17 protein-coding genes and 1 pseudogene are annotated in these 22,529 nt (G+C 66.1%); 9 read left to right on the forward strand and 9 right to left on the reverse strand.

From position 1 onward, the window contains the following. Positions 1-179 precede the first annotated feature (179 nt). Together MSIMFI_RS25995 and MSIMFI_RS26000 are read left to right on the forward strand one after the other, a co-directional pair. The gene (locus MSIMFI_RS25995; protein WP_191499748.1) at positions 180-2,354 is read left to right on the forward strand and encodes a PPE family protein; all 2,175 of its coding nucleotides are present in this window, start codon (positions 180-182) and stop codon (positions 2,352-2,354) included. A gap of 403 nt (positions 2,355-2,757) precedes the next feature. Continuing rightward, the gene (locus MSIMFI_RS26000; RefSeq protein WP_191499749.1) at positions 2,758-4,368 is read left to right on the forward strand and encodes a PecA family PE domain-processing aspartic protease; all 1,611 of its coding nucleotides are present in this window, start codon (positions 2,758-2,760) and stop codon (positions 4,366-4,368) included. A gap of 13 nt (positions 4,369-4,381) precedes the next feature. Here the strand turns inward: MSIMFI_RS26000 and MSIMFI_RS26005 are convergent, their stop codons facing one another. Next, positions 4,382-5,044, reverse strand: coding sequence for a cutinase family protein (locus MSIMFI_RS26005; RefSeq protein WP_191499750.1), 663 nt, complete (start codon positions 5,042-5,044; stop codon positions 4,382-4,384). Between the two features lie 375 nt (positions 5,045-5,419). Between MSIMFI_RS26005 and MSIMFI_RS26010 the strand changes: the two genes are divergently transcribed. Beyond that, positions 5,420-6,376: a carbohydrate kinase family protein gene (locus tag MSIMFI_RS26010; RefSeq protein ID WP_191499751.1), complete on the forward strand. Its 957-nt coding sequence runs from the start codon at positions 5,420-5,422 to the stop codon at positions 6,374-6,376. Between the two features lie 20 nt (positions 6,377-6,396). Here MSIMFI_RS26010 and MSIMFI_RS26015 read toward each other — a convergent pair whose 3' ends face one another. Both MSIMFI_RS26015 and MSIMFI_RS29870 read right to left on the reverse strand, forming a co-directional pair. After that, on the reverse strand, positions 6,397-6,819 hold the full coding sequence (locus tag MSIMFI_RS26015) for a hypothetical protein (RefSeq protein ID WP_224770457.1): 423 nt from the start codon (positions 6,817-6,819) through the stop codon (positions 6,397-6,399). After that, positions 6,720-7,268: a TetR/AcrR family transcriptional regulator gene (locus tag MSIMFI_RS29870; protein WP_396820590.1), complete on the reverse strand. Its 549-nt coding sequence runs from the start codon at positions 7,266-7,268 to the stop codon at positions 6,720-6,722. Before MSIMFI_RS29870 ends, MSIMFI_RS26015 begins: the two co-directional genes overlap by 100 nt. A gap of 186 nt (positions 7,269-7,454) precedes the next feature. Between MSIMFI_RS29870 and MSIMFI_RS26025 the strand changes: the two genes are divergently transcribed. From MSIMFI_RS26025 to MSIMFI_RS26035, 4 genes and pseudogenes are all read left to right on the forward strand, one after another. Continuing rightward, positions 7,455-7,931, forward strand: coding sequence for a tautomerase family protein (locus MSIMFI_RS26025; RefSeq protein WP_191499753.1), 477 nt, complete (start codon positions 7,455-7,457; stop codon positions 7,929-7,931). 50 nt (positions 7,932-7,981) lie between these two features. Continuing rightward, positions 7,982-8,157 (forward strand): annotated as a pseudogene (locus tag MSIMFI_RS29875) (LuxR C-terminal-related transcriptional regulator); the annotation flags it as partial. An 85-nt stretch (positions 8,158-8,242) separates the two neighbouring features. After that, positions 8,243-8,635, forward strand: a complete 393-nt coding sequence (locus MSIMFI_RS29420) for a hypothetical protein (RefSeq protein WP_313958175.1) — start codon at positions 8,243-8,245, stop codon at positions 8,633-8,635. 142 nt (positions 8,636-8,777) lie between these two features. Continuing rightward, positions 8,778-10,325 carry a molybdopterin-dependent oxidoreductase gene (locus MSIMFI_RS26035; RefSeq protein ID WP_224770437.1) on the forward strand — a complete coding sequence of 516 codons (1,548 nt, stop codon included), beginning with the start codon at positions 8,778-8,780 and terminating at the stop codon, positions 10,323-10,325. Positions 10,326-10,329: 4 nt separating this feature from the next. Here MSIMFI_RS26035 and MSIMFI_RS26040 read toward each other — a convergent pair whose 3' ends face one another. Both MSIMFI_RS26040 and MSIMFI_RS26045 read right to left on the reverse strand, forming a co-directional pair. Beyond that, positions 10,330-10,530: a hypothetical protein gene (locus MSIMFI_RS26040; protein WP_191499754.1), complete on the reverse strand. Its 201-nt coding sequence runs from the start codon at positions 10,528-10,530 to the stop codon at positions 10,330-10,332. A gap of 43 nt (positions 10,531-10,573) precedes the next feature. After that, on the reverse strand, positions 10,574-11,140 hold the full coding sequence (locus MSIMFI_RS26045; RefSeq protein WP_186243431.1) for an FKBP-type peptidyl-prolyl cis-trans isomerase: 567 nt from the start codon (positions 11,138-11,140) through the stop codon (positions 10,574-10,576). Between the two features lie 344 nt (positions 11,141-11,484). Here MSIMFI_RS26045 and MSIMFI_RS26050 point away from each other — a divergent pair, with 344 nt between their 5' ends. Further along, positions 11,485-12,045: a hypothetical protein gene (locus MSIMFI_RS26050; protein WP_224770438.1), complete on the forward strand. Its 561-nt coding sequence runs from the start codon at positions 11,485-11,487 to the stop codon at positions 12,043-12,045. Between the two features lie 66 nt (positions 12,046-12,111). Here the strand turns inward: MSIMFI_RS26050 and MSIMFI_RS29425 are convergent, their stop codons facing one another. The 3 genes from MSIMFI_RS29425 to MSIMFI_RS26065 form a co-directional block, all read right to left on the reverse strand. After that, on the reverse strand, positions 12,112-12,726 hold the full coding sequence (locus MSIMFI_RS29425; RefSeq protein WP_318187431.1) for a DUF6636 domain-containing protein: 615 nt from the start codon (positions 12,724-12,726) through the stop codon (positions 12,112-12,114). A 98-nt stretch (positions 12,727-12,824) separates the two neighbouring features. Further along, positions 12,825-13,316: a SpoIIAA family protein gene (locus MSIMFI_RS26055; RefSeq protein ID WP_191499755.1), complete on the reverse strand. Its 492-nt coding sequence runs from the start codon at positions 13,314-13,316 to the stop codon at positions 12,825-12,827. A 493-nt stretch (positions 13,317-13,809) separates the two neighbouring features. Further along, positions 13,810-14,172, reverse strand: coding sequence for a class I SAM-dependent methyltransferase (locus MSIMFI_RS26065; protein ID WP_191499757.1), 363 nt, complete (start codon positions 14,170-14,172; stop codon positions 13,810-13,812). Positions 14,173-14,905: 733 nt separating this feature from the next. Between MSIMFI_RS26065 and MSIMFI_RS26070 the strand changes: the two genes are divergently transcribed. Beyond that, a complete protein-coding gene (locus MSIMFI_RS26070; protein ID WP_191499758.1) occupies positions 14,906-19,021 on the forward strand; it encodes a PE family protein in 4,116 nt (1,371 codons plus the stop codon). Here the strand turns inward: MSIMFI_RS26070 and MSIMFI_RS26075 are convergent. After that, positions 19,018-22,416: a TM0106 family RecB-like putative nuclease gene (locus tag MSIMFI_RS26075; RefSeq protein ID WP_191499759.1), complete on the reverse strand. Its 3,399-nt coding sequence runs from the start codon at positions 22,414-22,416 to the stop codon at positions 19,018-19,020. The two genes, MSIMFI_RS26070 and MSIMFI_RS26075, sit on opposite strands and share 4 nt — an antisense overlap. Positions 22,417-22,529 lie beyond the last annotated feature (113 nt).

A 22,529-nucleotide genomic window follows, 5' to 3' on the forward strand; every position in this document is an offset into this window, starting at 1 on the left:
ATTTGGCAAAGTGCCGTTTTGGCATCGGCATGCTCATGACGAAAGCTTTGCCAGGGATTGCGACGTGACAACGCCAAATCCTGTCCGACTCTAACCGGACCCGAGGTACAGTTTGTGCCGTCCCCGCGTCGGTCAGCACGGTAGAGCAAGGAAAGACCCGCTTGAGGAGGCGGAGTCCGATGAATTTTGCGGTGTTGCCACCAGAGATCAATTCGGCGCGGATGTTTTCTGGTGCGGGATCGGGCCCACTATTGGCCGCCGCGGCGGCCTGGGACGGGTTAGCCAGCGAACTGAATTCGGCCGCGGCCTCGTTTGCGTCGGTGACCTCGGGGCTGGCTGGAGCGTCGTGGCAGGGCCCCGCGTCGGCGGCAATGGCAGCCGCGGCGGCGCCGTATGCGGAGTGGTTGCGCGTCGCCGCAACCCAAGCCCAGACTTCGGCTGGTCAGGCCAAGGCGGCGGCCTCGGCGTTTGAGGGGGCGTGGGCCGCAACCGTGCACCCGGTAGCCTTGGCGCTCAACAGGTCTGAGCTGATCGCATTAGTGCGATCGAACCTGTTGGGTATGAACGCCTCGGCGATCGGGGCGGTTGAGGCCCAGTACGAGCAGATGTGGGCCCAGGACGTGGCCGCGATGTCGAGCTATTACAGCGGGGTGTCGGCCGCGGCTGCCCAGCTGACGCCCTGGCCGCAGGCAGCGCAAGCCCTGCCGGGCTTCAACCTGGGGATCGGCAACATCGGCAGCTGGAACGTAGGCAGCGGCAATACCGGTAGCTACAACTTCGGTGGTGGCAACAGCGGCCCCAGCGCCACCGGCGGTGGTAACAACAACGTGGGCTTCGGCAACTTCGGCTCCTTCAACCTCGGGGCGGGCAACGGGAATGCGGCCATGGTCGCCGACGGCTTGGCTTACCCTGGCGCAGCCTCCGACAACGTTGGTACGGGCAACATCGGCCAATTCAACATCGGTATCGGCAACGTCGGCATCGGCAACATCGGCTTGGGCAACGGAAATTTGGCCACCGCAATCGCAGGTGCGCAGGCCGTGTCGAACGTGGGCATCGGCAATCTCGGCAATCACAACACCGGCATCGGCAACGTCGGCAACCACAACTTCGGCATCGGCAACGTCGGCAGCAACAACATCGGTATCGGGCTCACGGGCGACAACCAGATCGGCATCGGCGGACTCAATGCCAACAACGTCGGTTGGAACGTCGGGCTGGGCAACAACGGCAGCTTCAACTTTGGCTTCGCCAATACCGGCAATAGCAACTTCGGCCTGGCCAACACCGGCAACGGCAATATCGGCATCGGGCTCACCGGCGACAATCAGATCGGTTTCGGCGGATGGAACTCCGGCGCCGGCAACAGCGGCTTGTTCAACTCGGGCACCGACAACTCCGGGTTCTTCAACTCCGGCAGCTCCAACTGGGGCATAGCGAATACCGGAAGCCACAACTGGGGCATGGTGAACTCGGGCACGACCAACACCGGCATCGGCAATACCGGCAGCACCAACACCGGCCTATGGAACGCCGGCAGCGTCAATACTGGTTCCTTCAACGCGGGCAGTACCAATATGGGGCTCGGGAACTCGGGCAACGGAAATCTGGGCGCCTTCAACTCCGGCGGGACCGCACTATTCGGCCATAACGTTGGCTTCTTCAACGCCGGCAACCACAACGTCGGTTCGTTCAATGCCGGTTTCGGAAACGTGGGCTGGTCCAACACCGGCATCGGGAATACCGGCGGATTCAACAGCGGCGGCAACGGCACCGACCCCGTCTTCGGACCGGGAGTCATCGGACAGGCTGGCAATACGGGCTTCTTCAACTCGGGCTTCACGAATACCGGCTTCTTCAACTCAGGCGACACCAACACCGGTTTGTGGAACTCGGGCAACGTCAACACCGGCTTCGGCGGAACCGGCAGCTTTAGCGGCAACTCGGGCTTTGGCAATTCGGGCACCGGTAACTCTGGCTTCTTTAACACCAGCAACTACAACTCCGGCTTCGCCAATTCGGCCAGCGGCGGCTATAGCTCGGGCTGGGGCAACTCCGGCGGCGGCGACGACAACGTGGGCTTCTTCAACGCAAGCAGCGGCGGCACCAACACGGGCTTCTTCAACCGTGGCGCCTACGGGTTGCAGGTGGGCTTCTTCAATTCGGGCAATCATGACGTGGGTTTCATGAACTCGGGCTACTACAACACCGGGTTCCTCAACTCGGGCGAACACAGCTCGGGCGTCGGTAACAGCGGCGGGATGGAAAACTCAGGCTTCGGCAATTCGGGCGGCTTCGACTCGGGTGGATTCAACGCGGGGCCCGGGCAAGCGGGCTTCTTCAACCGAGCGTGACGCTGCTTGCCCTGACAGCTCGCACTGCAATCGGGTTCACCTGGCCCGCGCGGGCGACAACTCAGACACCAGAGTTGCCCAGACAGCACGCCGCTTGGGCGTGAAAGGCATCAACTTCCGCAGAATCAACGTATTGCACCGCTCAGTGCCGACAAGTCGGGTTATCAAAGCCGCGCAAACGTATTGGTGAGACCACAATCCGAGTCACCGCATTCGCGGATTATTAGCTAATTCTTTGAACTGGCGTGTTTACCCGGTGCGACATGGCCGGGGAGGGGCAGACTAGTGCGCTGGCGCGTTGTGGGCCCTGCCTGGTTACCGATGCGTGAAAACTGAGATGCAAAGTCAGCATCTGGATAGGCTTTAGCGACACGGATCGCTGACTCGACGTGGAAGGGGCGGAGTGTCACTTCTAGTCGTGGCTCCCGACTGGCTGGTGTCGGCCGCATCGGACCTTGAGAGCCTGGGTTCGGCGCTGAATGCGGCGAATGCGGCAGCTGCCGTTCCGACCACTGGACTTGCGGCTGCTGCCGGTGATGAAGTATCGGTCGCGCTGGCGGCGCTCTTTGCCGGGTTCGGTAAGGAGTATCAGGCTCTCAGCGTCCAGATCAGCGGGTTCCATCAACAGTTTGTACAGTCGCTGAACTCGGCGGTTGTGTCGTATCAGGCCACCGAAGCGGCCGTCACGGCGCCGTTGCGGGCCGTTGAGCAAAACGTCCTGGGCGCGGTCAATGCACCCACTGAGGCGTTGCTCGGGCGCCCACTGATCGGCAACGGAGCCGACGGGACGGCCGCCAGCCCGAATGGGGGCGCTGGCGGGCTGCTGTATGGCAATGGCGGCAACGGCTATTCGCAGACGAACCCTGGGGTGACCGGCGGGTTTGGTGGCCCGGCAGGTTTGATCGGCAACGGGGGAGCCGGGGGCGCGGGAGGAATGGGCGCGACCGGCGGCAACGGCGGTACCGGTGGGTGGCTGTGGGGCAACGGCGGAGTCGGCGGGGAAGGAGGCGGGTCCTTTGCCACCGGCGGCAACGGCGGGCTGGGTGGTGCGGCGGGTCTGATCGGCTCGGGTGGGACCGGCGGCGCCGGTGGCGTCGGCGCCGGTGGGATTCGCGGCTATGGCGGCGCGGGTGGCCGCGCCGGTTGGTTGGCGGGCGCCCCCGGGACAAGTGGTACCGGGTGGGACGGCAGAACCGTTCGGATGGACGTGTACGCCGAGACCGAGCCGGTGGTACACCTGTCCGTCAACGGCGGGCCGAGCATTCCGTCGCTCGTTGACACCGGATCCGAGGGCCTGGTCATCACGCCCGCCGCCCTCGGCGGCCCGTTGGGCGTTCTGCGCCTGGGCTTACCGGTGTCGTTTGGGATCAGCGGGTACAGCGGGGGGTTGACCTATATCTTCGCCACCTATAACGCGCCGGTCGACTTCGGGAACGGCATCGTTACCGCCGGGACCCCGGTCAACGTGGTCTTGCTGTCCTTCCCGCAAACCTTCGAGGGATACTTTGCGCCCGCCGGCGTAACCAGTGTCTTGGGTCTCGGGCCAAACGCCGTGGGCCCTGGGCCGAGCAGTCCGGTCACAGCGTTGGGCGGCGATCTCAATCAGGGCGTCCTGATCGACCAGCCCGGCCGCGAGTTGCAGTTCGGCCCCAACACGGGAACGGAAAGAGTCGCGGTTTCCGGAGCGCCCATCAGCACCGTGCATGTAAAGATCGGGGACGGGCCGCTCCAACCCGTCACGGCGATTATTGATTCCGGGGGCGTGACCGGAACCATGCCGTCATATCTATTGAATGGCCAGACTTCCGGAAGCTTGCCAGCGAATACCCTCATTACCGTGTACGCCAGCGACGGTGTGACAGAGCTGTACCACTACACGACGTCCGCGGGCTACAGCCCAATTGTCACGACGGGCAGCACAATGAATACCGGAAACAAGCCCTTCGAGCTGCAACCGATCTATATCAGCTACTCACCGGGCGGAGTTGGGACAACGATCTTCAACAACCCGTGAGCTGCTGCCCCGCTCAATCGCGTTGCGGCCCTTGACCGAGCTTGTTAGCCGCGAATGTCGCTGCCTGGCTTGTCATCCCGGATTGAATGTACGAAACGTGCGCCATGATGTTCCCGCCTCCGGTGCAAATCGGATCGTCGGGAGCGCACAAGCTAAGGGTCTTGGAGCTGAATTGCGGGCTGATTGTCGGCAGCGGCTGGCCGCCCCACAACATGCGCGAGAATCCACTGGATGGCTCGCCGAAGAGCGCGACAGCGGCGACGTGATCCGCCACCGGGGCGGGCAGCGCTGCGCTGGCCAAATCGATCACGGTCGCGCCCTGTGAATACCCCCCAAGGACGAACTTCGTGTTCGGGCAGCTGGCCGCGGTGGCCTGGATGTAGGCGCTCGCGTCATCGGAGCCGGTTGTCGCGCTGTTGTGGTAATCGTCGTTCGCTGGGTAATTGACCGCGTAGACCCCGACCGTCCGGCCAACAACCTGCGAACTCAGCGAGTCGACAAACGCCTCGCCGACGTTGCCAAGACCCGGCTCTTGATGGGTACCTCGAGCAAAAACCACTGCGACGTCGGAACATGCATCAGCTGAGGCAACGGGACTGACAGCGGGCGCGCTCACGAGCGCCCCAGCTATCACTGCGGCGACGCCGATGATGCGGACAAGGCTGCATGAAATCATCTGCACATGCTGACATACCGACAACGACCGCTGCCGGGCGCCCGTGCGGGGATCAGCGTCCACAACATACGAAAGGGAAAGGGACCGTACCCTTTCCCACTCGCGAGATATGGGAATAGGGCACGGGGAGGCTAACACCGGGGTGTCGGTGCAGTTGTTCGGTGGCCATGATCGCAGAAACTCCTTGAACTACAGCACTTCTGAGCTTCCCAGCATGGGGAGCCGCGCAAACGATTCGCCGCACTGTGGCAACGGTTGCCGCCGCGGGGCATTGCGAGGTCGCCATCATGAAGTCGCCATCATCGAGTTCGGCGATGCTCGTCGCGTCGTTACCGACAATGTCCCATCGGTGCAGCCGCCTCATATGCTCCGGACATGGAGAAGGCAGACCGCGTCATAACCCAAGTCGAGATCGCTGTCGTAGGTGTGCATGTCCTGGACACCCACGTCATTGGAATCACGTCCATTCCCGAAGGCTCGCAGGGCCAGCTCGTCGAGACGATCAAGATTTCCCCTGCGGGGACCGCGGGCGGCACTGCCGTCGTACTGAGTCGGCTTGGAGCCACGGTCCATTCCTTCGGTGCCATCGGCACCGACGCGATGGGCGACACCCTACTGGCGATGCTCAGCCTAGAAGGCGTCGACGTCGGTGGTCTGATTCGGACCTCGGCGAGCCAGACATCGGCATCAGTCATCCCGGTGCGCCCCAATGGCGAGCGCCCCGCCTGGCACTGCGTGGGCGCCAACGCCGTATTCACTCTCGACGACCTCGACCTTGACGAGCTCATTCGGTCGTCGCACCTGCATCTGGGTGGTCCCGAGTTCCTCGGCGGTCCGGCGGCCAGCGAGCTGCTTGAGTGCGCAAAGGCCAACGGGCTCAGCACATCCGTTGATATTCTTGCCGCCGGGGATCCCGGGTTACTGCAGTGGATTGCTGATGCCCTGCCCCACACCGACTACCTGTTGCCCAATGACGAGCAAGTGTTGGGCTTCACTGGGGCCCCTGACCTTCTTACCGGTGCCCAATATCTACTGGGCGCGGGCCCCGCATGCTTGGCGGTGACGCAGGGCAGCAAAGGTGCGCTGATCGTTTCGAATGAGGAAACGTTCGAAGTGCCCGCGTTCGCGGTAGATGTGGTCGATACCACCGGTTGCGGTGACGCGTTCTCGGCCGGATTCATCCTCGGCCGTGCGCTGGGACGCAGCCTTTCGGAAGCGGCTCGACTCGGATGCGCGACCGCGGCACAAGTTGCCGGCGGAATCGGAACCGACGCTGGAACATACGACCTCGACGCGGTCGACGCGTTCATTCACCGCGGCGACACCCGTTAAGCAGGGTTGCTGTACGAGGCTTAGCTTGCCAGTTCACCGATTCGGCCGGCGATGACATCGTCCCAATCATCGAGCCGCGAGAGAAAAAACGCCTCGGCCTCATCGAAGGTGATGTCCGGGTTAGGGCCGATCAGGCCTGCGACATCCTCGTATACGCGCGAGGCCTCCGGATCAACGAAATCCCATTGGCCGAGCGGCCATTCGGCGGTGAGGTAACCCGCATCCGAGTATTCCTGGTACAACGGCGTTCGGGGATACGGAAGGATCCGGCCGAGGAACTTGAAGGCGTTCGTGTATTTCGTCGTCGGACTTCCGGCAATGCTGCGTTTTGATTCCGTCGCATTCAACGGTTCTTGGCAGCCCGGGTTGACGGCGAACGGCTTGCTGAATCGTCGATCCCAAGAACTGTCGCGATAGTTGATGCCCACCAAGTCATTTGGCATCCAGAGTCGCTCGCGTCGGGTTCGGTCATGCCGACGCTACGGCGAAACGCAGCGCCGTATGCGGTTTCGGTTGCCAGAGCTTGATGGAGTGCCGCTACAGCCAGCTGCGTCTGTGAACGCGGCGGTCGCCGACCGCCTCGAGGCGTGCGCAGGTTGTGCAACACATCGACGACCGGTTCGAGCATGCCGCTACCGTTGTCACGCCAGCCTGCGGCGTGAAGCGCGATCGCGAGCTCGCCATAACCGCGGGCGTACACAGAATAAATGCCATCGATGAGCCGTCGTACCGTCGGCGGCTGTTCAAGCCAGTGCTCCGTCGCCTCGGTGATCCCCGCGCGAATGCGACGGCCGCCATGCCTCAGGAGTGCCTGCAGCAGCTCGTCCCGTGTCCCGAAGTGATGCGCGACGCCCGCATCGGTGATGCCGAGTTGTTGGGCGACGGCACGCATTTGAACGGCCCGCGGGCCACCCAAAATCAGGAGTTGCTCGGCCGCCTCAAGGATCGCCGATTTCGCTTCCTCCGGCTGACGCCGGACACGCTGCGCGGACACACAGTTAGCCTAACTTGACATGTCAAGGTAGAGAAACATACCTTGACATATCAAGGTATAGACTTGCCGCGGAAGGAGCCGACTATGCCGATGATCGATTTGACCTTGCCAAAGGGGAAATTCGACCGTGCCCAGCAGGAGGCATTGGCCGCCGAACTCACTCGCCTAATCATTCACTGGGAGAGCGGAACTGACCGGCCAGGCTACGACAAGGCGTCGTGGGCATTCGTGCAGGAGCTTGACCTGATCGAAGTGGGCGGGCGGCCGCGCGTCCCCGAAGGTCGACAGGTGTACCGCGTTGTTGTCAGCGTTCCCAAGGGCTCGCTGGACGACAGGCGCCGATGCGGGCTCATCACCGATGTTGCCCACGCCGTTGTCGCGGCAGAGGGTAGTGAACCAAGTCCGGGAAACCTCATGCGCGTGTGGTGCATAATCGACGAAGTCGCTGATGGCAATTGGGGCGTTGGTTCCGCACCTATGCGACTGCGGGACCTCGCAGCCCGCTTCGGTGTACGACCGGGCGACTCACGCTGGGAGGAACTTAGCTTCGACCAGCGCTGAGATCGTCGCCGAGCGCCTCGCCTCGCATATCAAACGAGGTGATCGCCTAGGCGCAGCACGGCCGCGGAGAACGCAAACGCCCGTCCACTGACTCGGCCTCGCCCACCCCGGCCGAACTGGTCGTCGTACGGCTCGTCAGCGAGGGCCTGGCCAACAAAGACATCGCCACAAGGCTTTTCGTCTCACCATGCACCATGGAAACCAGCTCACACACGTTTCTACCTAGGGGCAGCGTCGTTGCGACATGCTGTCAAGAGTCAGCCGGACTAAGCTGAACGGCAACAAGTGCGACAACGCTCAGAGGTGTGCAAATGTGGATGATCGTTTGCCGTCTGGTCTCCATAGCCGCCATGGTGTTAGCACCGATGGCCATCGCGACGGTCGTGTCACCAGGCGTGAGTTCTGCGCAATGCGCCGACGGCGAGTGGTGGGATTCAAAGGCGAACCTGTGCCGACCACCGGACGCGCCACTAGCTTTGCCGTGCGATGCCGGCCAGTGGTGGGACCCGACCGCCAATCTCTGCCGACCCCTGGGGATTGGGCCGCAGCCACTCGGCTGTGAGGCAGGCCAATGGTGGGATCCCACGGCCAACATATGCCGCCCCTTGGGCGTCGGACCGCAACCGCTGGCATGCGACAACGGCTGGTGGTGGGATCCGATCTCAAACGCATGCCGACCACCGGTGCTGCCTCCGCCCGGGTAACCGGCGACCCGCATCTCGGGGCGCGGCGGGTGATCTGCAGGGGCCTCGCCCGTAGCCCGGCCACCCCATGCCGGCGTCACTGGTTCGCCTGCACGGCAAGGTGTTTGCGGCCGTTGCGCAGAACGCGAGTACAGTAGCTGCGATGGCTATAGCCCCGTCGAATGAGCGGATGATCGCCGGGGTCGCCGCCGCGTCCATCTCGCTCGGGGTAGCCCAGCTGGTAGGTATCCCGTTCGGTTCGCGAGCCGACGCGCGTACTGCGATCGGCTCAATGGCCATCGATCTGACACCGGGGCCCATCAAGGAATGGGCGATTCAGATCCTGGGCTCTCTGGACAAACTCTTCGTGGCCGTCGTCGTACTAGTGGTGATCGCCACGATCGCTGCCATCGCCGGAACCCTCGAGACCCAGCGCCGCCCGCTCGGCAGCGCCGCGATCGCCGTGGCCGGCGCCCTGGGATGCCTCGCGGTGCTCTCACGGCAGGGTGCCACAGCACTCGACACGATCCCCACCGTCGCCGGCGCCGCCTGCGGCGTGGCGACCCTACGCCTGCTCACCCGTCGATTCTGGCCCGCCCCAGCAGACCCGGAAAGCAGACCCGACCACGAGGAGCCCGATGCCGGCAGGCGAACGTTGGTCATGGTCGGATTGCTCGGATTCGGAGTGGTGAGTGGCGTGGTGGGTGCGGTCATCACGCGGATGGTGCATTCGGTGGCCGCTGACCGTACCAGCTTCGCACTGCCGCGACCGCGTACGTCGGCGCGACCAATACCCGCTGATGTGCAACCGAAAGGTGTTGCGCTACCAAGCTTTGTCACCCCCAGCGCCGACTTTTACCGGGTCGATACCGCACTCGTTGTTCCCCAACTCAGCCATGGCGACTGGCGGCTGCGCATCCACGGGATGGTGGACCGCGAAGCCACGTACAGCTTCGACGACCTTGCCCACTTCGACGTCGTCGAAACGGTGACAACATTAACCTGCGTGTCGAATCCCGTTGGAGGCAACCTGATTTCAACGGGCATCTGGACAGGCTACCGGGTGGCTGATCTGCTGGCAGCGGCCGGTGTGCACCCGGACGCCGACATGATGCTCTCGATGTCGATCGACGGGTTCACCGCCGGCACGCCAGTGCAGGCACTCACCGATGGCCGCGACGCGCTGCTGGCGATCGGCCTCAACGGTCAGCCGCTGCCGATCGAGCATGGCTACCCAGCCCGGCTGGTAGTACCCGGGCTCTACGGGTACGTGTCGGCCACCAAGTGGGTCGTCGACATGGAGCTGACCCGCTTCGACCGAGCAAAGGCGTACTGGACGCGGCAAGGCTGGGCGCCGCGGGCACCCATCAAGACCGAGTCGAGAATCGACGTGCCGAAACGTGGCCAGAAGGTGCCGATCGGGCCCGTGGTGTTTGGCGGTGTCGCGTGGGCACAGAATCGTGGCGTGCGGGCCGTGGAAGTCCGCATCGACGATGGCGGGTGGCAGCCAGCTGAGCAGGGCGCGAGCTATTCCAACGAGACGTGGCGGTTATGGAGCTTCCCCTGGCAGGCGAAAAGCCCTGGGAAACACACCATCACGGTGCGTGCCACTGACAACACCGGAGCTGTCCAAACTGCAGATCAGGTTGATCCCGTCCCTGACGGTGCCACCGGCTGGCACGCGGTGGACTTCACCGTGACGAAGAGGTGAAGCACTATTTCGACGAGAGTTTGCGCCAGCTGAATACCGCGAGCACGATGCCGATCAGCACCGTGATCGGACCAATGACGGACCATGTCGTGGTGTTGCTCATCGGGCTGCCGCCAAGCACTCCGAATCCCTGAAGCGCCCAGATCAGACCGAACAGTGCGACGATCAAGCCGACCGCGAACGTTACGACGAAAGCCCTGTTCATATGGCGATGCTACGCGCCGGAGAACGCCATCCATCGTCGCAGCTCAGCTTGAGGCGCCGAGGATCTTGATCGCGAAGACGAGTGTGTCACCCGGCCGGATTCCAGCGCTGGGCTGGCCGCTGGGGTAGCCGTCCGCGGAGGTCATTGCGACGGCGACCGTGGACCCGACCTTTTGTCCCGCGATGGCCTTCTGGAAGCCCGGCACGACTCCGCCAAGCGGGAAGTCAACTGGGGCGCCGCGTTCGTAGCTACTGTCGAATACGGACCCGTCACGTCCATTGACGCCCATGTAGCAGACGGAAACCCTGGCCGTCCCCGGGACCACCGGTCCGTCTCCGGCGTGCAGCGTTTGCACCTGGGTCTGGGTGACGCTGAACGGTGCCGTCACGTTCACGCGCGGAGCTGTCGTATCCGTGGATCCGGTGACCGCGATGCTGCCGGTGGTCCCGGCCAGCGTCCAGTCGGGCGTTCCACCGTTCTGCGGTGCTGCGGTTGGGCACGAGCCCGCCGCGGTTGCCTCGCCCGATACGGCGGGCGTCAGAACGATTGTCGCGACACAGGCCGCGAGCGCGACGGACGAATACACCCAGGAGGACTTCACGGCAGTCACGCTACAACCACTTATTGCGTGCCGAACGGGTAGCCCTTCGCTGGGCGACAGGGCGATGCGACGTGGTACTTCGCAGTGCGGCGGTGCACTCGGATCAACTATCGCCGCCGACGTGGCGCACTGCGCCGATAGTGCGGTTGATTCGGTGAACATCGTTGCAGGGCAGTGTATTACGGTTGACTTAACTGGTAACACTGCACTCTCGGATCGTGCATACTATGCATGCACACAACCCCCGGTGATCGTGTCGGGACCAGAGCGCACGGTTCCGCAGGCACCGCCGCGCCGCCACTCACACCCATTCCTTCTCACCGGTGAGACACTCACGTCATGCAATCTGCGTTGTGCGCGATCTCCGTAACAAAGGGCGAGAGGTGCTAGACCGGTATCGGGGCCGTCTGGTCGCCATCGCGGTGGCCGCGATGATCCTATCGATCGGAATCAGTGCCCTGCTCGCCGGGCGCGGCGCGGCAGCTCCAGCGTGCGCAAACGGGCAATCCGATGCCAGCCCCACCGGCAAGGGCGAGCAGGTGATCGTGGACTACTTCAAGGCGGTCAACAACCAGGACTACGCCACGGCATGGGGATATCTGGGCCGTCAGATGCGCGCCACCTACGGCGCGATATCTCCGGCGCAGGACGCCGACGGCCTGTCCAGCTTCTCGTCGACCATGCGCCGACACCTAAAGTGCGTGCGAGTCACCACGATTGCCAGCGCGAACACCAACGACCCAGATGTCTCCGCATCACTCGGCCTCCAGTGGTACCGAGTGACATTCGACGCTGAGTACATCACCCCGTTCGAGCCCGGCGCCGCCGCACTGCCGCCGTTCTACAAGACGCTTGCCGACCCGCATGAACCAGCGCCACCGCCGCTCATCATCAACCAGGCAACGAGCCCCTGAAGCCAGCGCACGGCCTACCAGCAGTGCGGCGCCCCGGGCCTCGGCGCCTTGCTGCCCACGACCAGTTCAGAAAAGCTGATATGCCTCGCGGGAGATCGAAAAGCCATGGCCAGATCCAACATCGCGGCAAGTAATCCCCGACTCGGCACTCTCGCAGCGAATCGGCCCGGCTTTAATGGCCTGACCATAGGCCAGCGGTTCACCGGCGCCCCCAAAGGGGGGAAGCACCCGGACGGTGTCTCCTGCGCAGACGAAATGAGCCAGTCCACCGCTCCCGATCGAGATGCCTTGCCCGTAATCGAGTCTGCAATCAGCGGGCCGGGGCGGGGGCGACCAATCTCGCTGGTCAATGTCGCACCGCACACTTGTCGGGCTGATCTTGCACCCGACGTTGCCGCTCGGCGAGAGGAAACCGGTGAGCTCGTAGACCTCCCGGTCCACTGGCGCCAGGGCTGGCGACGTGCCGGGTGCTGTTTGCGCCGCCGAGGGCTTAGTCTGTCCAGCCTCGGGCGGGGAGCTTTCGGATTGCGTTTCCGAGGAAATGCCGCACCCGGCTAGCGCGATCACCGAAACAACGAGGACACCTACGGTATCGAGCGTCGAGGCGACCATCCGACTACTCCACGCCATAGCCAGCATTGATACCGACCTCCGTTCCACATCGGACGAATGGTCCGCCATTGATGCTACGAGGGGCCCGCGGCGATGAACACCGACGCTGACGAAATCGCCAGAGAGGCTTCGACAACAGCACGACGTCCCGGGCGAGATCGAGACGGTCAATAACCTCGACGGCCGACTCTGATGTCGCCGCGGATTAGGAGTTTGCCGATGCTCACGACCGCAGCAGTTGTCCCACCCAGGTAGGCCCTGGCCATCTGCGGAATAGACGCGTTCACGCCATCGGGTAGCGCGGCCAACCACGCCGCCGCCTCATCGCGCTCGTTGTTGGCATATACGCGCACCGGACATGGCATCCATCGACCAAGCTGACGCGCCGGCTCACGAATCCAGTTGACATCGCTGACGAGCGCGCAGCCGTCCAGCAACGGGAGGTAGCTAATACCCAGTCGCGTGTCCGCCACTAAGGCGCCCGGGGTCAGGCGCTTGAAGTCCGCACCGAATTGGTAGAGCAAACGCAAGCGCCGGTTGGCTTTTCGCGCCCGACCCACCAGTGGCGCGAACACATTCGCGTAGTCGGCTGCTGTCACCGTGCCGAGCGCCTCGAGGGCCTGCACATCGGCCGGCACGTCTGAAAGTTGTTTGAGCACAGAGAGCCTTTCCTACCACCGGGCTTCTCAGACGCGCGCCAAGTTACTACAGGACGCGTCCGAATCGAGCGTCGCATCCGAGGGTAATCCGGCACTGATCCCTTGACGGCGAATAGCCCGCGAGTGCGGCGTTACCAGACGGCCAGCCGTTGACCTACTCGGCATATACCCGGACTCGCCACGATCGAGTGGTTGGCGATAACGGCGCGAGAATGCGGGCGAGCCGGGCAGGGTCGGGGACTGCATCGGGTTCAAGCAGCCATTGCACGACCGGCGTGGTTATTACTTCGTGAAGACGAGTAGGTCGTGGGTGTTCCGGACTGTCTGAGGCGTGGTTTCGGCGCCTGCCTCGTCATTCAGTCGGCCCAGTCCGTCGGCGATCTCTTGGTCGCTGAGATGTTCGAATGTGGAGATCGCGCGCCGGGCAAGCCGTTGACTGTAGGCGGCAAGGGTGGGACTTACTTCGTGTTCGACTTCATCGATTGCGAGTGGGTTAGCCCGACTTGGCTGAAGACCTGTTTGCATGCGCAAGAGGTTGGGTAGAGCTGGGGGTTAGTGGGATGGATTCAGCTCGTCCGGCGATGTGATGCACCTCCGGCTGAAGGTGCTTGGCGACGGCGACCCGGCGCATCTGTTCCGAAGGCTCGATCGCGTAGACCGGGCCTTGTCCGATCGTTACCAGCATGGATGTGAATCGTCCTGTGCCAGAGCCTAGCTCAGCAATCCGCAGTGGACGCTGGGTCGGCAGTCGGCGAGTCACCGCCGCAGCCCATGCTTGCATTGCCTCGGCGGAGAGCCCTCGGCCTTGGTCGTAGCCGCGGTGCAGCCGGGTGTTGTAGTCCACGGCGGGCAACATGATTTCAGTATGACCACCGGCTTGCCGGAATCAAACGAGTTTGATGATCGACGCTGACACGAAGATCGCAACCCGGGCTGCGGCCAACATTGATGCCGCCACGCCGCACCCCGCGCGCAAACTACCTCACCACCTCCACACCACCCGGATGGGACCACCATTCGCGACGACAACCGGTCAAACCGGGCCCAGGTCAGGTAGACCACACTCAACACGCGCCGCAGACGATCCCAGGTAACGAACCGCATGGGGCACCGGCAATCCTCGTCGAACTCGACAATATGAACAACGCCGACGACGCCCGCTCAGATGCACAGCGCGGACGATCGGGCGCAGTGTGCCGCAGCTGTCACGCAAGGGATGATCGCCTACCTCAGCGCCAAAGCGTCGTCCGTCTTGTAGCAGGGTGAGCTGAAATGCACAAGCGTGAATAACGCCGAATACGCTGTGTATCTTGACAACTCGCGTGACAAGCTAACCTACGATATCGTAGGTCATAACTGAGCGCTCTGATGCAGTCCGGCCAAAAATACTCAGGAAATTCGAAGCATCGATGAAACCTGCTTGGCTGCAATAGAATTCGCGTTATTATCGCTGTCGTCTCGACTTTGCCGCGCTGCGGTCAGCTCTTCGGCCCGCTACTCTAGCGCCCACACCGGGCACCCAATCTCGGCGGAAGAAGAAGCTACAGGCTTGCTGGACAAGCACTTTCGAGAAAATTAGGAGATCTATCGTGTCGTATCTGGCCGCGGTCCCCGAAGCATTAGCAGCCGCGGCAGCTGATTTGACGAGTATCGGGTCGGCGGTCAACGAGGCAAGCGGCGCGGCGGCAGGATCGACAACGGGAATACTGGCCGCCGGCGCCGACGAGGTATCGGTCATGATCGCGGCACTGTTATCCGAACATGGTGAGGTTTATCAGGCGCTCAGCAAAGCCGCCGCCGAATTTCATCAACAGTTCGTCCAGCTATTAGACGGCAGCGCGGTTACCTATGTGGAAACAGAGCTACAAAATGCCGAGCAGAACGCGTTAAACGCGGTGAATGCCCCCACCGAGTATTTGTTCGGCCGTCCGCTGATCGGCAATGGCGCTAACGGTATTCCAGGGACGGGACAAAACGGCGGAAATGGCGGAATTCTCTGGGGTAACGGCGGTAACGGCGGGTCGGGCGCCGCCGGACAGGCCGGTGGAAATGGCGGCAGCGCAGGCATATTCGGCAACGGCGGCTCAGGTGGCGCTGGAGGCAGCTCGATCAATGGGACCGGCGGCGCTGGCGGCAACGCCGTGGCCGGAGCAATCAACGGCAGCGGCGGCATGGGCGGTACCGGTGGTATCGGCGGTCAAGGCGGCCTGGGCTACGCGGATGACGGAGTCAACCCAGCTACCTCCGGCGGAGCGGGCGGCTTCGGTGGCCAGGGCGGGGCCGGCGGCGCGACCGGATTCGGTGGCACCGGCGGTGCCGTCGGTGCCGCCGGCACCGGCGGCCAAGGCGGCCAGGGCGGCCAGGGCGGTGCTACGACCACGGCCGGTCACGTTGCCGGCCAAGGCGGCGAAGGCGGGCAGGGTGGCACGGGCGGCACCGGCGCTGGCGCCACTACACCTTCGGGCGGTGCCGCCGCCGGCGGCCAGGGCGGCCAAGGCGGCGCGGGAGGGACGGGCGGCAACGCCGTCGCCGGCGCGATCAACGGCAGTGGCGGCCAAGGCGGCACCGGCGGTCAAGGCGGCTTCGGCGGCGTCGGCTACTTCGACGACGGCTCCAACAATGCCGGCACCGGCGGCACCGGTGGCGAGGGCGGCCAGGGCGGCGCCGGCGGCGCGATCGGCACGGGCGGCGCCGGCGGGGCTGTGGGCAAGGGCGGCATCGGAGGCCAGGGCGGCACCGGCGGCCAAGGCGGCGACGGCGCGTTCCTTACCGGCCACGCCGGCGGCACCGGCGGTCAGGGCGGCGTCGGCGGCCAAGGCGGCACCACCAGCGGCGGGATCAATGGCATCGGCGGTACTGGCGGTACCGGCGGCCAAGGTGGAACCGGCGGCTCGGGAGCCACCGACGACGGTTCCGATAACGCCGGTACCGGCGGTACCGGCGGTACCGGCGGTTCCGCTGGTCTCGGTGGCGCGATCGGCACGGGCGGCACCGGTGGCGCGGCGGGCAATGCGGGCGTTGCAGGCGCCGGCGGCACCGGCGGCCAAGGCGGCGGCACCGGCTTTACCGGTCACACGGCCGGCGCCGGCGGCCAAGGCGGCCAAGGTGGCGCCGGCCTGGCCGGTGGCATCGGAAGGGACGGCGGCGCCGGCGGCGCCGGCGGCCAGGGAGGCCAAGGTGGCTTTGCCGCGATCGATGCAACCGCTGGTAGCGGCGGCCAGGGTGGCCAAGGTGGCACCGGCGGCGCTGGCGGCACGGGTTTGGCCGACACCGGCTCCAACGACGCCGGCACCGGCGGCAAAGGTGGGCAAGGTGGCCAAGGCGGCGGGGGCGGCGCGGCCGGCTTCGGCGGAACTCTCGGTGCGGTCGGGGCCGCGGGCATCGGCGGCACCGGTGGCCAAGGCGGCCAGGGCGGCGCCACCGCCACGGTCGGTAACATCGCCGGTGCCGGTGGCCAAGGTGGCCAGGGCGGCCAAGGCGGTACCGGCGCCTCGAACACGACACCGGCCGGCACCGGCTTCACTGGGGGGCAAGGCGGCCAAGGCGGCGCCGGCGGCGCCGGCGGTAACGCTATCGCCGGCGCAACCAACGGCAGCGGTGGCCAGGGCGGCACCGGCGGCCAAGGCGGCACCGGCGGTTTGGGCGCCATCGACGACGGCTCCGACAACGCCGGCGCTGGCGGCACGGGCGGCGTCGGGGGCACCGGCGGAGCCGGCGGCGCGAAAGGCACCGGCGGCAGCGGCGGGACCGTGGGCGACGGCGGCCTAGGTGGCCAAGGCGGCCAAGGCGGCGACGGCGGCTGGGGCGCGTTTGGCACCGGTGACCACGGCGGCCAGGGTGGCCAAGGCGGCGACGGCGGCGTCGGCGGCACCACCAGCGGCGGGACCAATGGCAGCGGCGGCCAGGGCGGCACCGGCGGCCTAGGTGGCGCGGGCGGCGACGGCCGCATCGACGACGGCTCCGACACCGCCGGCGCCGGCGGCATGGGCGGCACCGGCGGCCAAGGTGGCGTCGGGGGTGCTGTCGGCTCGGGTGGCACCGGCGGCACCGTGGGTGGCTTGGGCGTAGGCGGCCAAGGCGGCGCCGGCGGCCGGGGCGGATTCACCTCCTTTACCGGTCACACCGCCGGTGACGGTGGCCAAGGTGGCCAGGGTGGCCAAGGGGCCACCGGCGCCGACGGCACCGCATCCTCGACAACCGGCGCCACCGGCGGCGAGGGCGGCGCCGGCGGCAGGGGCGGAGACGGTGGCAGCGCCTTTGCTCCGGGCGCAACCGCCGGCAATGGCGGTCAAGGTGGCACCGGGGGCGCCGGCGGCGAAGGCGGCAACGGCTACGCCGACGACGGCACTATCGCGGCCGGTGCCGGTGGTCAGGGCGGGAAAGGCGGCGCTGGCGGACAGGGCGGCGAGAGTGGCTTCGAATTCGGCTTCGGCACAGGCACCGGCACTTCGGGCGATGGCGGCGTCGGCGGCCAAGGCGGCGCCGGCGGCCAAGGCGGCGCGACCACCACTAGCGGACATACCGCCGGTGCCGGCGGCCAGGGTGGCCTAGGCGGCGACGGAGGCATCGGTGGCCACAACGTGAACGGCGGTAAAGCCGCCGGTGTGGGCGGCCAAGGCGGCGACGGCGGCGCCGGCGGCGCCGGTGGCGACGCAGTCGTCGGTGCGACCAACGGCAGCGGCGGCCAGGGGGGCACCGGCGGCACCGGCGGCCAAGGCGGCCTCGGGAACTCCGACACCGGCACGGACGACGCCGGCGTCGGCGGCCAGGGCGGCAAGGGCGGCAACGGCGGGGCCGGGGGCGCGATCGGCACCGGCGGCACCGTCGGCGCCCCGACTGTGGGCGCCGCTGGCACCGGCGGGAACGGCGGCCACGGCGGCCAAGGCGGCGCGACCACCACTAGCGGACATACCGCCGGCGCGGGCGGTGCGGGCGGCGCTGGTGGTTCTGGAGGCGCAGGTGCCACCGGCCCGGCCGGCGGCAGCGGCGGCGGTGGTGGCCAGGGCGGTCAGGGCGGTCAAGGCGGCAACGGCGGCTTGGCCTTCGCTCCCGGCGCAACCAATGGCGACGGCGGCGCGGGCGGCGCGGGCGGCGCGGGCGGCATCGGCGGCCACGGCTACGACGACGACGGCGCCAACAACGCGGGCAGCGGCGGCACCGGCGGGCGAGGAGGAGAAGGCGGCCTCGGCGGTGGGCCAGGGGTCACTGGCGGTGGCTCCATAGCCGGCAGCGCGGGCGCCGCGGGCAGTGGCGGCGAGGGCGGTCAAGGTGGTGAAGGCGGACATACCACGTTCGCCGGCCACACGGCGGGTACGGGCGGCAGCGGCGGCCTGGGCGGTACCGGCGCCCAAGGCGCCAACAGTGCAGGCCCCACCGTCCCTGCCGGAGACGGCGGCCAAGGCGGCAAAGGCGGGAAGGGTGGCATCGGCGGCGCCAACGCACTTGGCAAGGGCGGCGCCGGAGGTCAAGGTGGGCAAGGCGGCACCGGCGGCACCGGCGGCGGCGGCATCATCGCCGGCGGCACCGGCGGTGACGGGGGGGACGGGGGCGAGGGCGGCGACGGGGGGGTCGGCTCCAGTGGGGACCCCGGCACCCCCCGGGGCGCTGGCACGGCAGGCGGCACAGGCACCGGCCCGTCCGGCTCGGTCGGCGGCAAAGGCGGCACCGGCGGCCCCGGCGGCTCCGGCGGTCCCGGCTCGCCCTAAGACGTCAAGGCCAGGAACGCGCCCAGGTCCACCAGACCGGCCGGCGTAGCGGGCAGATACTCGGTCAACATTTCCGAGCGCACGATTACCGTCGCATATTGTGCCCGGCTGATCGCGACGTTGAGTCGATTCCTGTTGAGCAGGAACGATATTCCGCGTGGTACGTCGTCAACGGACGAGGCAGTCATCGAAATGAAGACAACCGGCGCCTGCCCGCCCTGGAACTTGTCGACCGTTCCGACCCGTACCTCGCCCAGTCCGGCCGACCGCAACCGTTGGCGCACCAGCGCCACCTGGGCGTTGTACGGCGCCAGCACTAGCACGTCGGAGGCGGCCAACGGTCGGGTGCCATGCTCGTCGGTCCAATCCCGGCCCAGTAGGTCCTGGATCTCCACAACGATTGCGTCGGCCTCCTCCGGACTTTCAATCGAATTACCTTGGTGGTCAATGAAAAGCGCGCGCACACCGGGCTCAAATCCGTCGAGGCGACGCGCGGCGGTGAACTCGGCGCGCGAGTGCAGCCGGCCCTCGTAGGACAGCGCCGATACCGCGGCGCAAATCGCCGGATGCATTCGGTACGAGCGGTCCAGGAAGTAGCCGCGTTCATCGGGCAGCGTGCGCTGTCCGTCGACCAACCAATCCAGGGCGGAGGCGTCGACCGGTTCGGGATGTGTTCCCTGACTGACCTGCGGCAGTTGCTGCGGGTCCCCGAGCAGCAATAGATTGGCGGCCGCCGGAGCCACGGCAATTGTGTTGGCCAAACAGAACTGACCCGCTTCGTCGATCACCAGCAGATCCAGGCTGCGCGGGGCCACGCGATTGCTGTTGGCGAAATCCCAGGCCGTACCACCGATTACGCACCCGTGGTTACTGGCGATGAACGCCGCGTACTGGCTGCCGTCGATCTCCTGCCAGCGTGCAGCACCGTGATCGTGGGGTTTCTTGGCTACGAGCTCGGGGTCCAGGCCCGCGTCGATCACGCAGTCCAACAGATTTTCCACGGCCGCATGCGATTGCGCGACGACGCCAATGCGCCAGCCATGTTCGGTGACCAGTCGCAGGATCACCCCGGCCGCGGTGTGCGTCTTGCCGGTTCCCGGGGGCCCGTGCACCGCCAGGTACGACGAGTCCAGGTTCAGCACCGCCGCCGTAATGTCGGCGACGATATCGTTGCTACGCGGTAGCCCGGCCGCGTCGCGGGTGCGGGGCGGGCGGCGCAGCAGCACGTCGACCAGCGCGGTGCTGGGCAGCTGCGGCAGCCCGGCGGCCACGGCAGCCGCCGTCGACTCAATTGACTGCCGCAGCGTGGTGGTCGGAACCGGGGGCCCCGGGGCCAGCGCAACGGGAAGCTGGTGAAACACGTTGCCGTCATCGCCAATTCGTTCAACAATGACAACCTCGGTGGGCAGTGCCGGGTCGTCGACCTCGACAACCACCGCGCGGCCCGCGGCACGGCGATCGGGATCGTCGGTCATACCCGCCGGAGCCGGAGGCTCATACAGCGCAAAAACGTTCGCATTGAGGTCGCCACGGGCCACTTCACCGGTCAGGCGCACCCGGCGCTGCAGCTTGTGCGCCCGCGGAGGCTTATGCCAGTCAACGGCGACCTCGGCGTCGATGACGACGAAAACGTCTGTGTTGTCTGACCATTCGTCGACGGGATAATTCAGCCGATCGAAATGCGCCCACCAGAACGGCTTGTCCTCACGTCGATGATAGCCGCGGGCCGCCGCCACCAGAGCGACCGCCGCCTGTTCCGGGGTCCGCTCTGCAGCGGCCGCGTCACCGGTGAATGCCGACAACGTCAACGTCAACGGGTCATGGTCGTCGACGGGCTCGCCGTCGGCAACCGGCTGCACGCCGACCGGTGTGACGCCGGATTCCCAAGCGCGCATGACGAGCCAGTCACGCAGCGCGCGGGTGGACCGGCAGTCGTAATGGTTGTAGTTCTCGATTTCCTTGAGCACGGTTGCGGCCTCGTCATGGCGCCCTTGACCGATCAGTTCGCAGTAGCGGGCATAGGACGTGATCGAGTCGGTGGCGGTGGCGACGTCCCCGCAGCGCAGCTGTGTCCCCATGTAGAGCGGCTCCAGCGCCTTGAGGCTGACCGACTCGGCGCCGACCCGAATGCTCTTGCGCACCAACGGATACAAGTCGACCAACACCCCATTGCGCAGCAAGTCGTCGACCTCGTCCTCGCCGACGCCGTACCGCCCGGCCAGCCGCAACAGCGCGGTCTTCTCATACGGCGCGTAATGGTAGATGTGCATGTTGGGGTGGCGCCTACGGCGCTTGGCCACCACGGCCAGGAAGTCGGTCAGCGCCTTGCGTTCGGCGACCAGGTTGTGTGCCCACAACGGGCGGAAGGCCCCCGTCGCATCCAACACACCGAACAGATATTCCAGGCCCCAGTGCTTGCCGTCGGCGGTCCACAGCGGATCACCCTCGAAGTCGAAGAACAGGTCACCGGCGTTGGGCTCGGGCAATAGTGCCAGCGGCTGCGGGTCGGCGATCTCGAACTGCGGAATACCCGTATCACGTTGCCGCACTTGCAGTCTTGCCTGTGCGGCAAGTTTGTCCAGCGCACCGCTCGTCAGGCCGGGAACCGGCCGGTTATTGCCGGCCAGTTCCCCGATCGTGGTGATGCCGGAGTCAATGAGCTTCTCCCGCTGGGTCACTCGCATGCCGGCGACCAACAGCAGATCGTCGGCCGCGCGCAACTGTTCACTGCAGAGCTCACAACGAAAGCAGGCCCCAACCCGGTCGTCGTCCCAGCGGACCGCCCTGCCGGCGGCGTAGTGATCGTCGAGGAGGCGCTGCAAGCGCTCGCGCTGGGACCGATAGACCGGGACCAGATCGCCGACGCGGTAGCGCACCACGGTGCCGTCGCCAAGCTCGAGCTCGGCCTCGGATGCCACCGCCACGCCCGCGCGCGCCAGCGCATCGGCATAGGCCGCAAGCTGCAACAACGCGGTCGCCTTGGCCGACCGGGCCAGCTTGGTGTCGGCGACCCGATATTGCTCACCATCTCGGATCAGGAAGTCGGCGAAGCCGACGAAGCGGCCGTCGAACATGGCGGCCTGATACACCACGGGCGCGCACCGGGCGATGGCGCGCTGCGTCGCCTCGGCCGCAGCCGTTAGCCCGTCGACCGAGTATGCCGGGCGACCAATCACCGCAACCGCATCGCCGAACTGGTCGCGCAGCTGGCCGAGCCGGCGCCGCTCGTGCTCGGTACCGAGAGCCGCGGTGCGTGCGAACAGTTCGTCGTCGCCCGAGACCGCGGGACCTCGGCCCAGCTTCGCGTCGAAATCCCTGAGCAGCGCGTACTCGCACCGGGCCGCGGCCGCGAGATCCGAAGCGCTGTAGACGATGTTGTCGCCGGTGACGAACACAGCAGCCACTGTAGGGGAGAGGACCGACAAATCCGGTCGTTCGCAATGTCATGCGTCCACGAGCCCAGCATCGACCGCAGCGAACAACGAGACACAGATCGACCTCGACGACG

The organism is Mycobacterium simulans (assembly GCF_900232995.1).
Lineage (GTDB): Bacteria > Actinomycetota > Actinomycetes > Mycobacteriales > Mycobacteriaceae > Mycobacterium > Mycobacterium simulans.

Excerpts from the sequence above, each read along its gene's own strand:
- MSIMFI_RS26025 (WP_191499753.1), top strand. The coding sequence starts at position 7,455 with ATGCCGATGATCGATTTGACCTTGCCAAAGGGGAAATTCGACCGTGCC.
- MSIMFI_RS29870 (WP_396820590.1), bottom strand. The coding sequence starts at position 7,268 with ATGCGTGCCGTCGCCCAACAACTCGGCATCACCGATGCGGGCGTCGCG.
- MSIMFI_RS26005 (WP_191499750.1), bottom strand. The coding sequence starts at position 5,044 with ATGATTTCATGCAGCCTTGTCCGCATCATCGGCGTCGCCGCAGTGATA.
- MSIMFI_RS26015 (WP_224770457.1), bottom strand. The coding sequence starts at position 6,819 with ATGCCAAATGACTTGGTGGGCATCAACTATCGCGACAGTTCTTGGGAT.
- MSIMFI_RS29425 (WP_318187431.1), bottom strand. The coding sequence starts at position 12,726 with ATGGCGGACCATTCGTCCGATGTGGAACGGAGGTCGGTATCAATGCTG.
- MSIMFI_RS29420 (WP_313958175.1), top strand. The coding sequence starts at position 8,243 with ATGTGGATGATCGTTTGCCGTCTGGTCTCCATAGCCGCCATGGTGTTA.
- MSIMFI_RS26010 (WP_191499751.1), top strand. The coding sequence starts at position 5,420 with ATGGAGAAGGCAGACCGCGTCATAACCCAAGTCGAGATCGCTGTCGTA.
- MSIMFI_RS26065 (WP_191499757.1), bottom strand. The coding sequence starts at position 14,172 with ATGTTGCCCGCCGTGGACTACAACACCCGGCTGCACCGCGGCTACGAC.
- MSIMFI_RS26040 (WP_191499754.1), bottom strand. The coding sequence starts at position 10,530 with ATGAACAGGGCTTTCGTCGTAACGTTCGCGGTCGGCTTGATCGTCGCA.
- MSIMFI_RS26035 (WP_224770437.1), top strand. The coding sequence starts at position 8,778 with ATGGCTATAGCCCCGTCGAATGAGCGGATGATCGCCGGGGTCGCCGCC.
- MSIMFI_RS25995 (WP_191499748.1), top strand. The coding sequence starts at position 180 with ATGAATTTTGCGGTGTTGCCACCAGAGATCAATTCGGCGCGGATGTTT.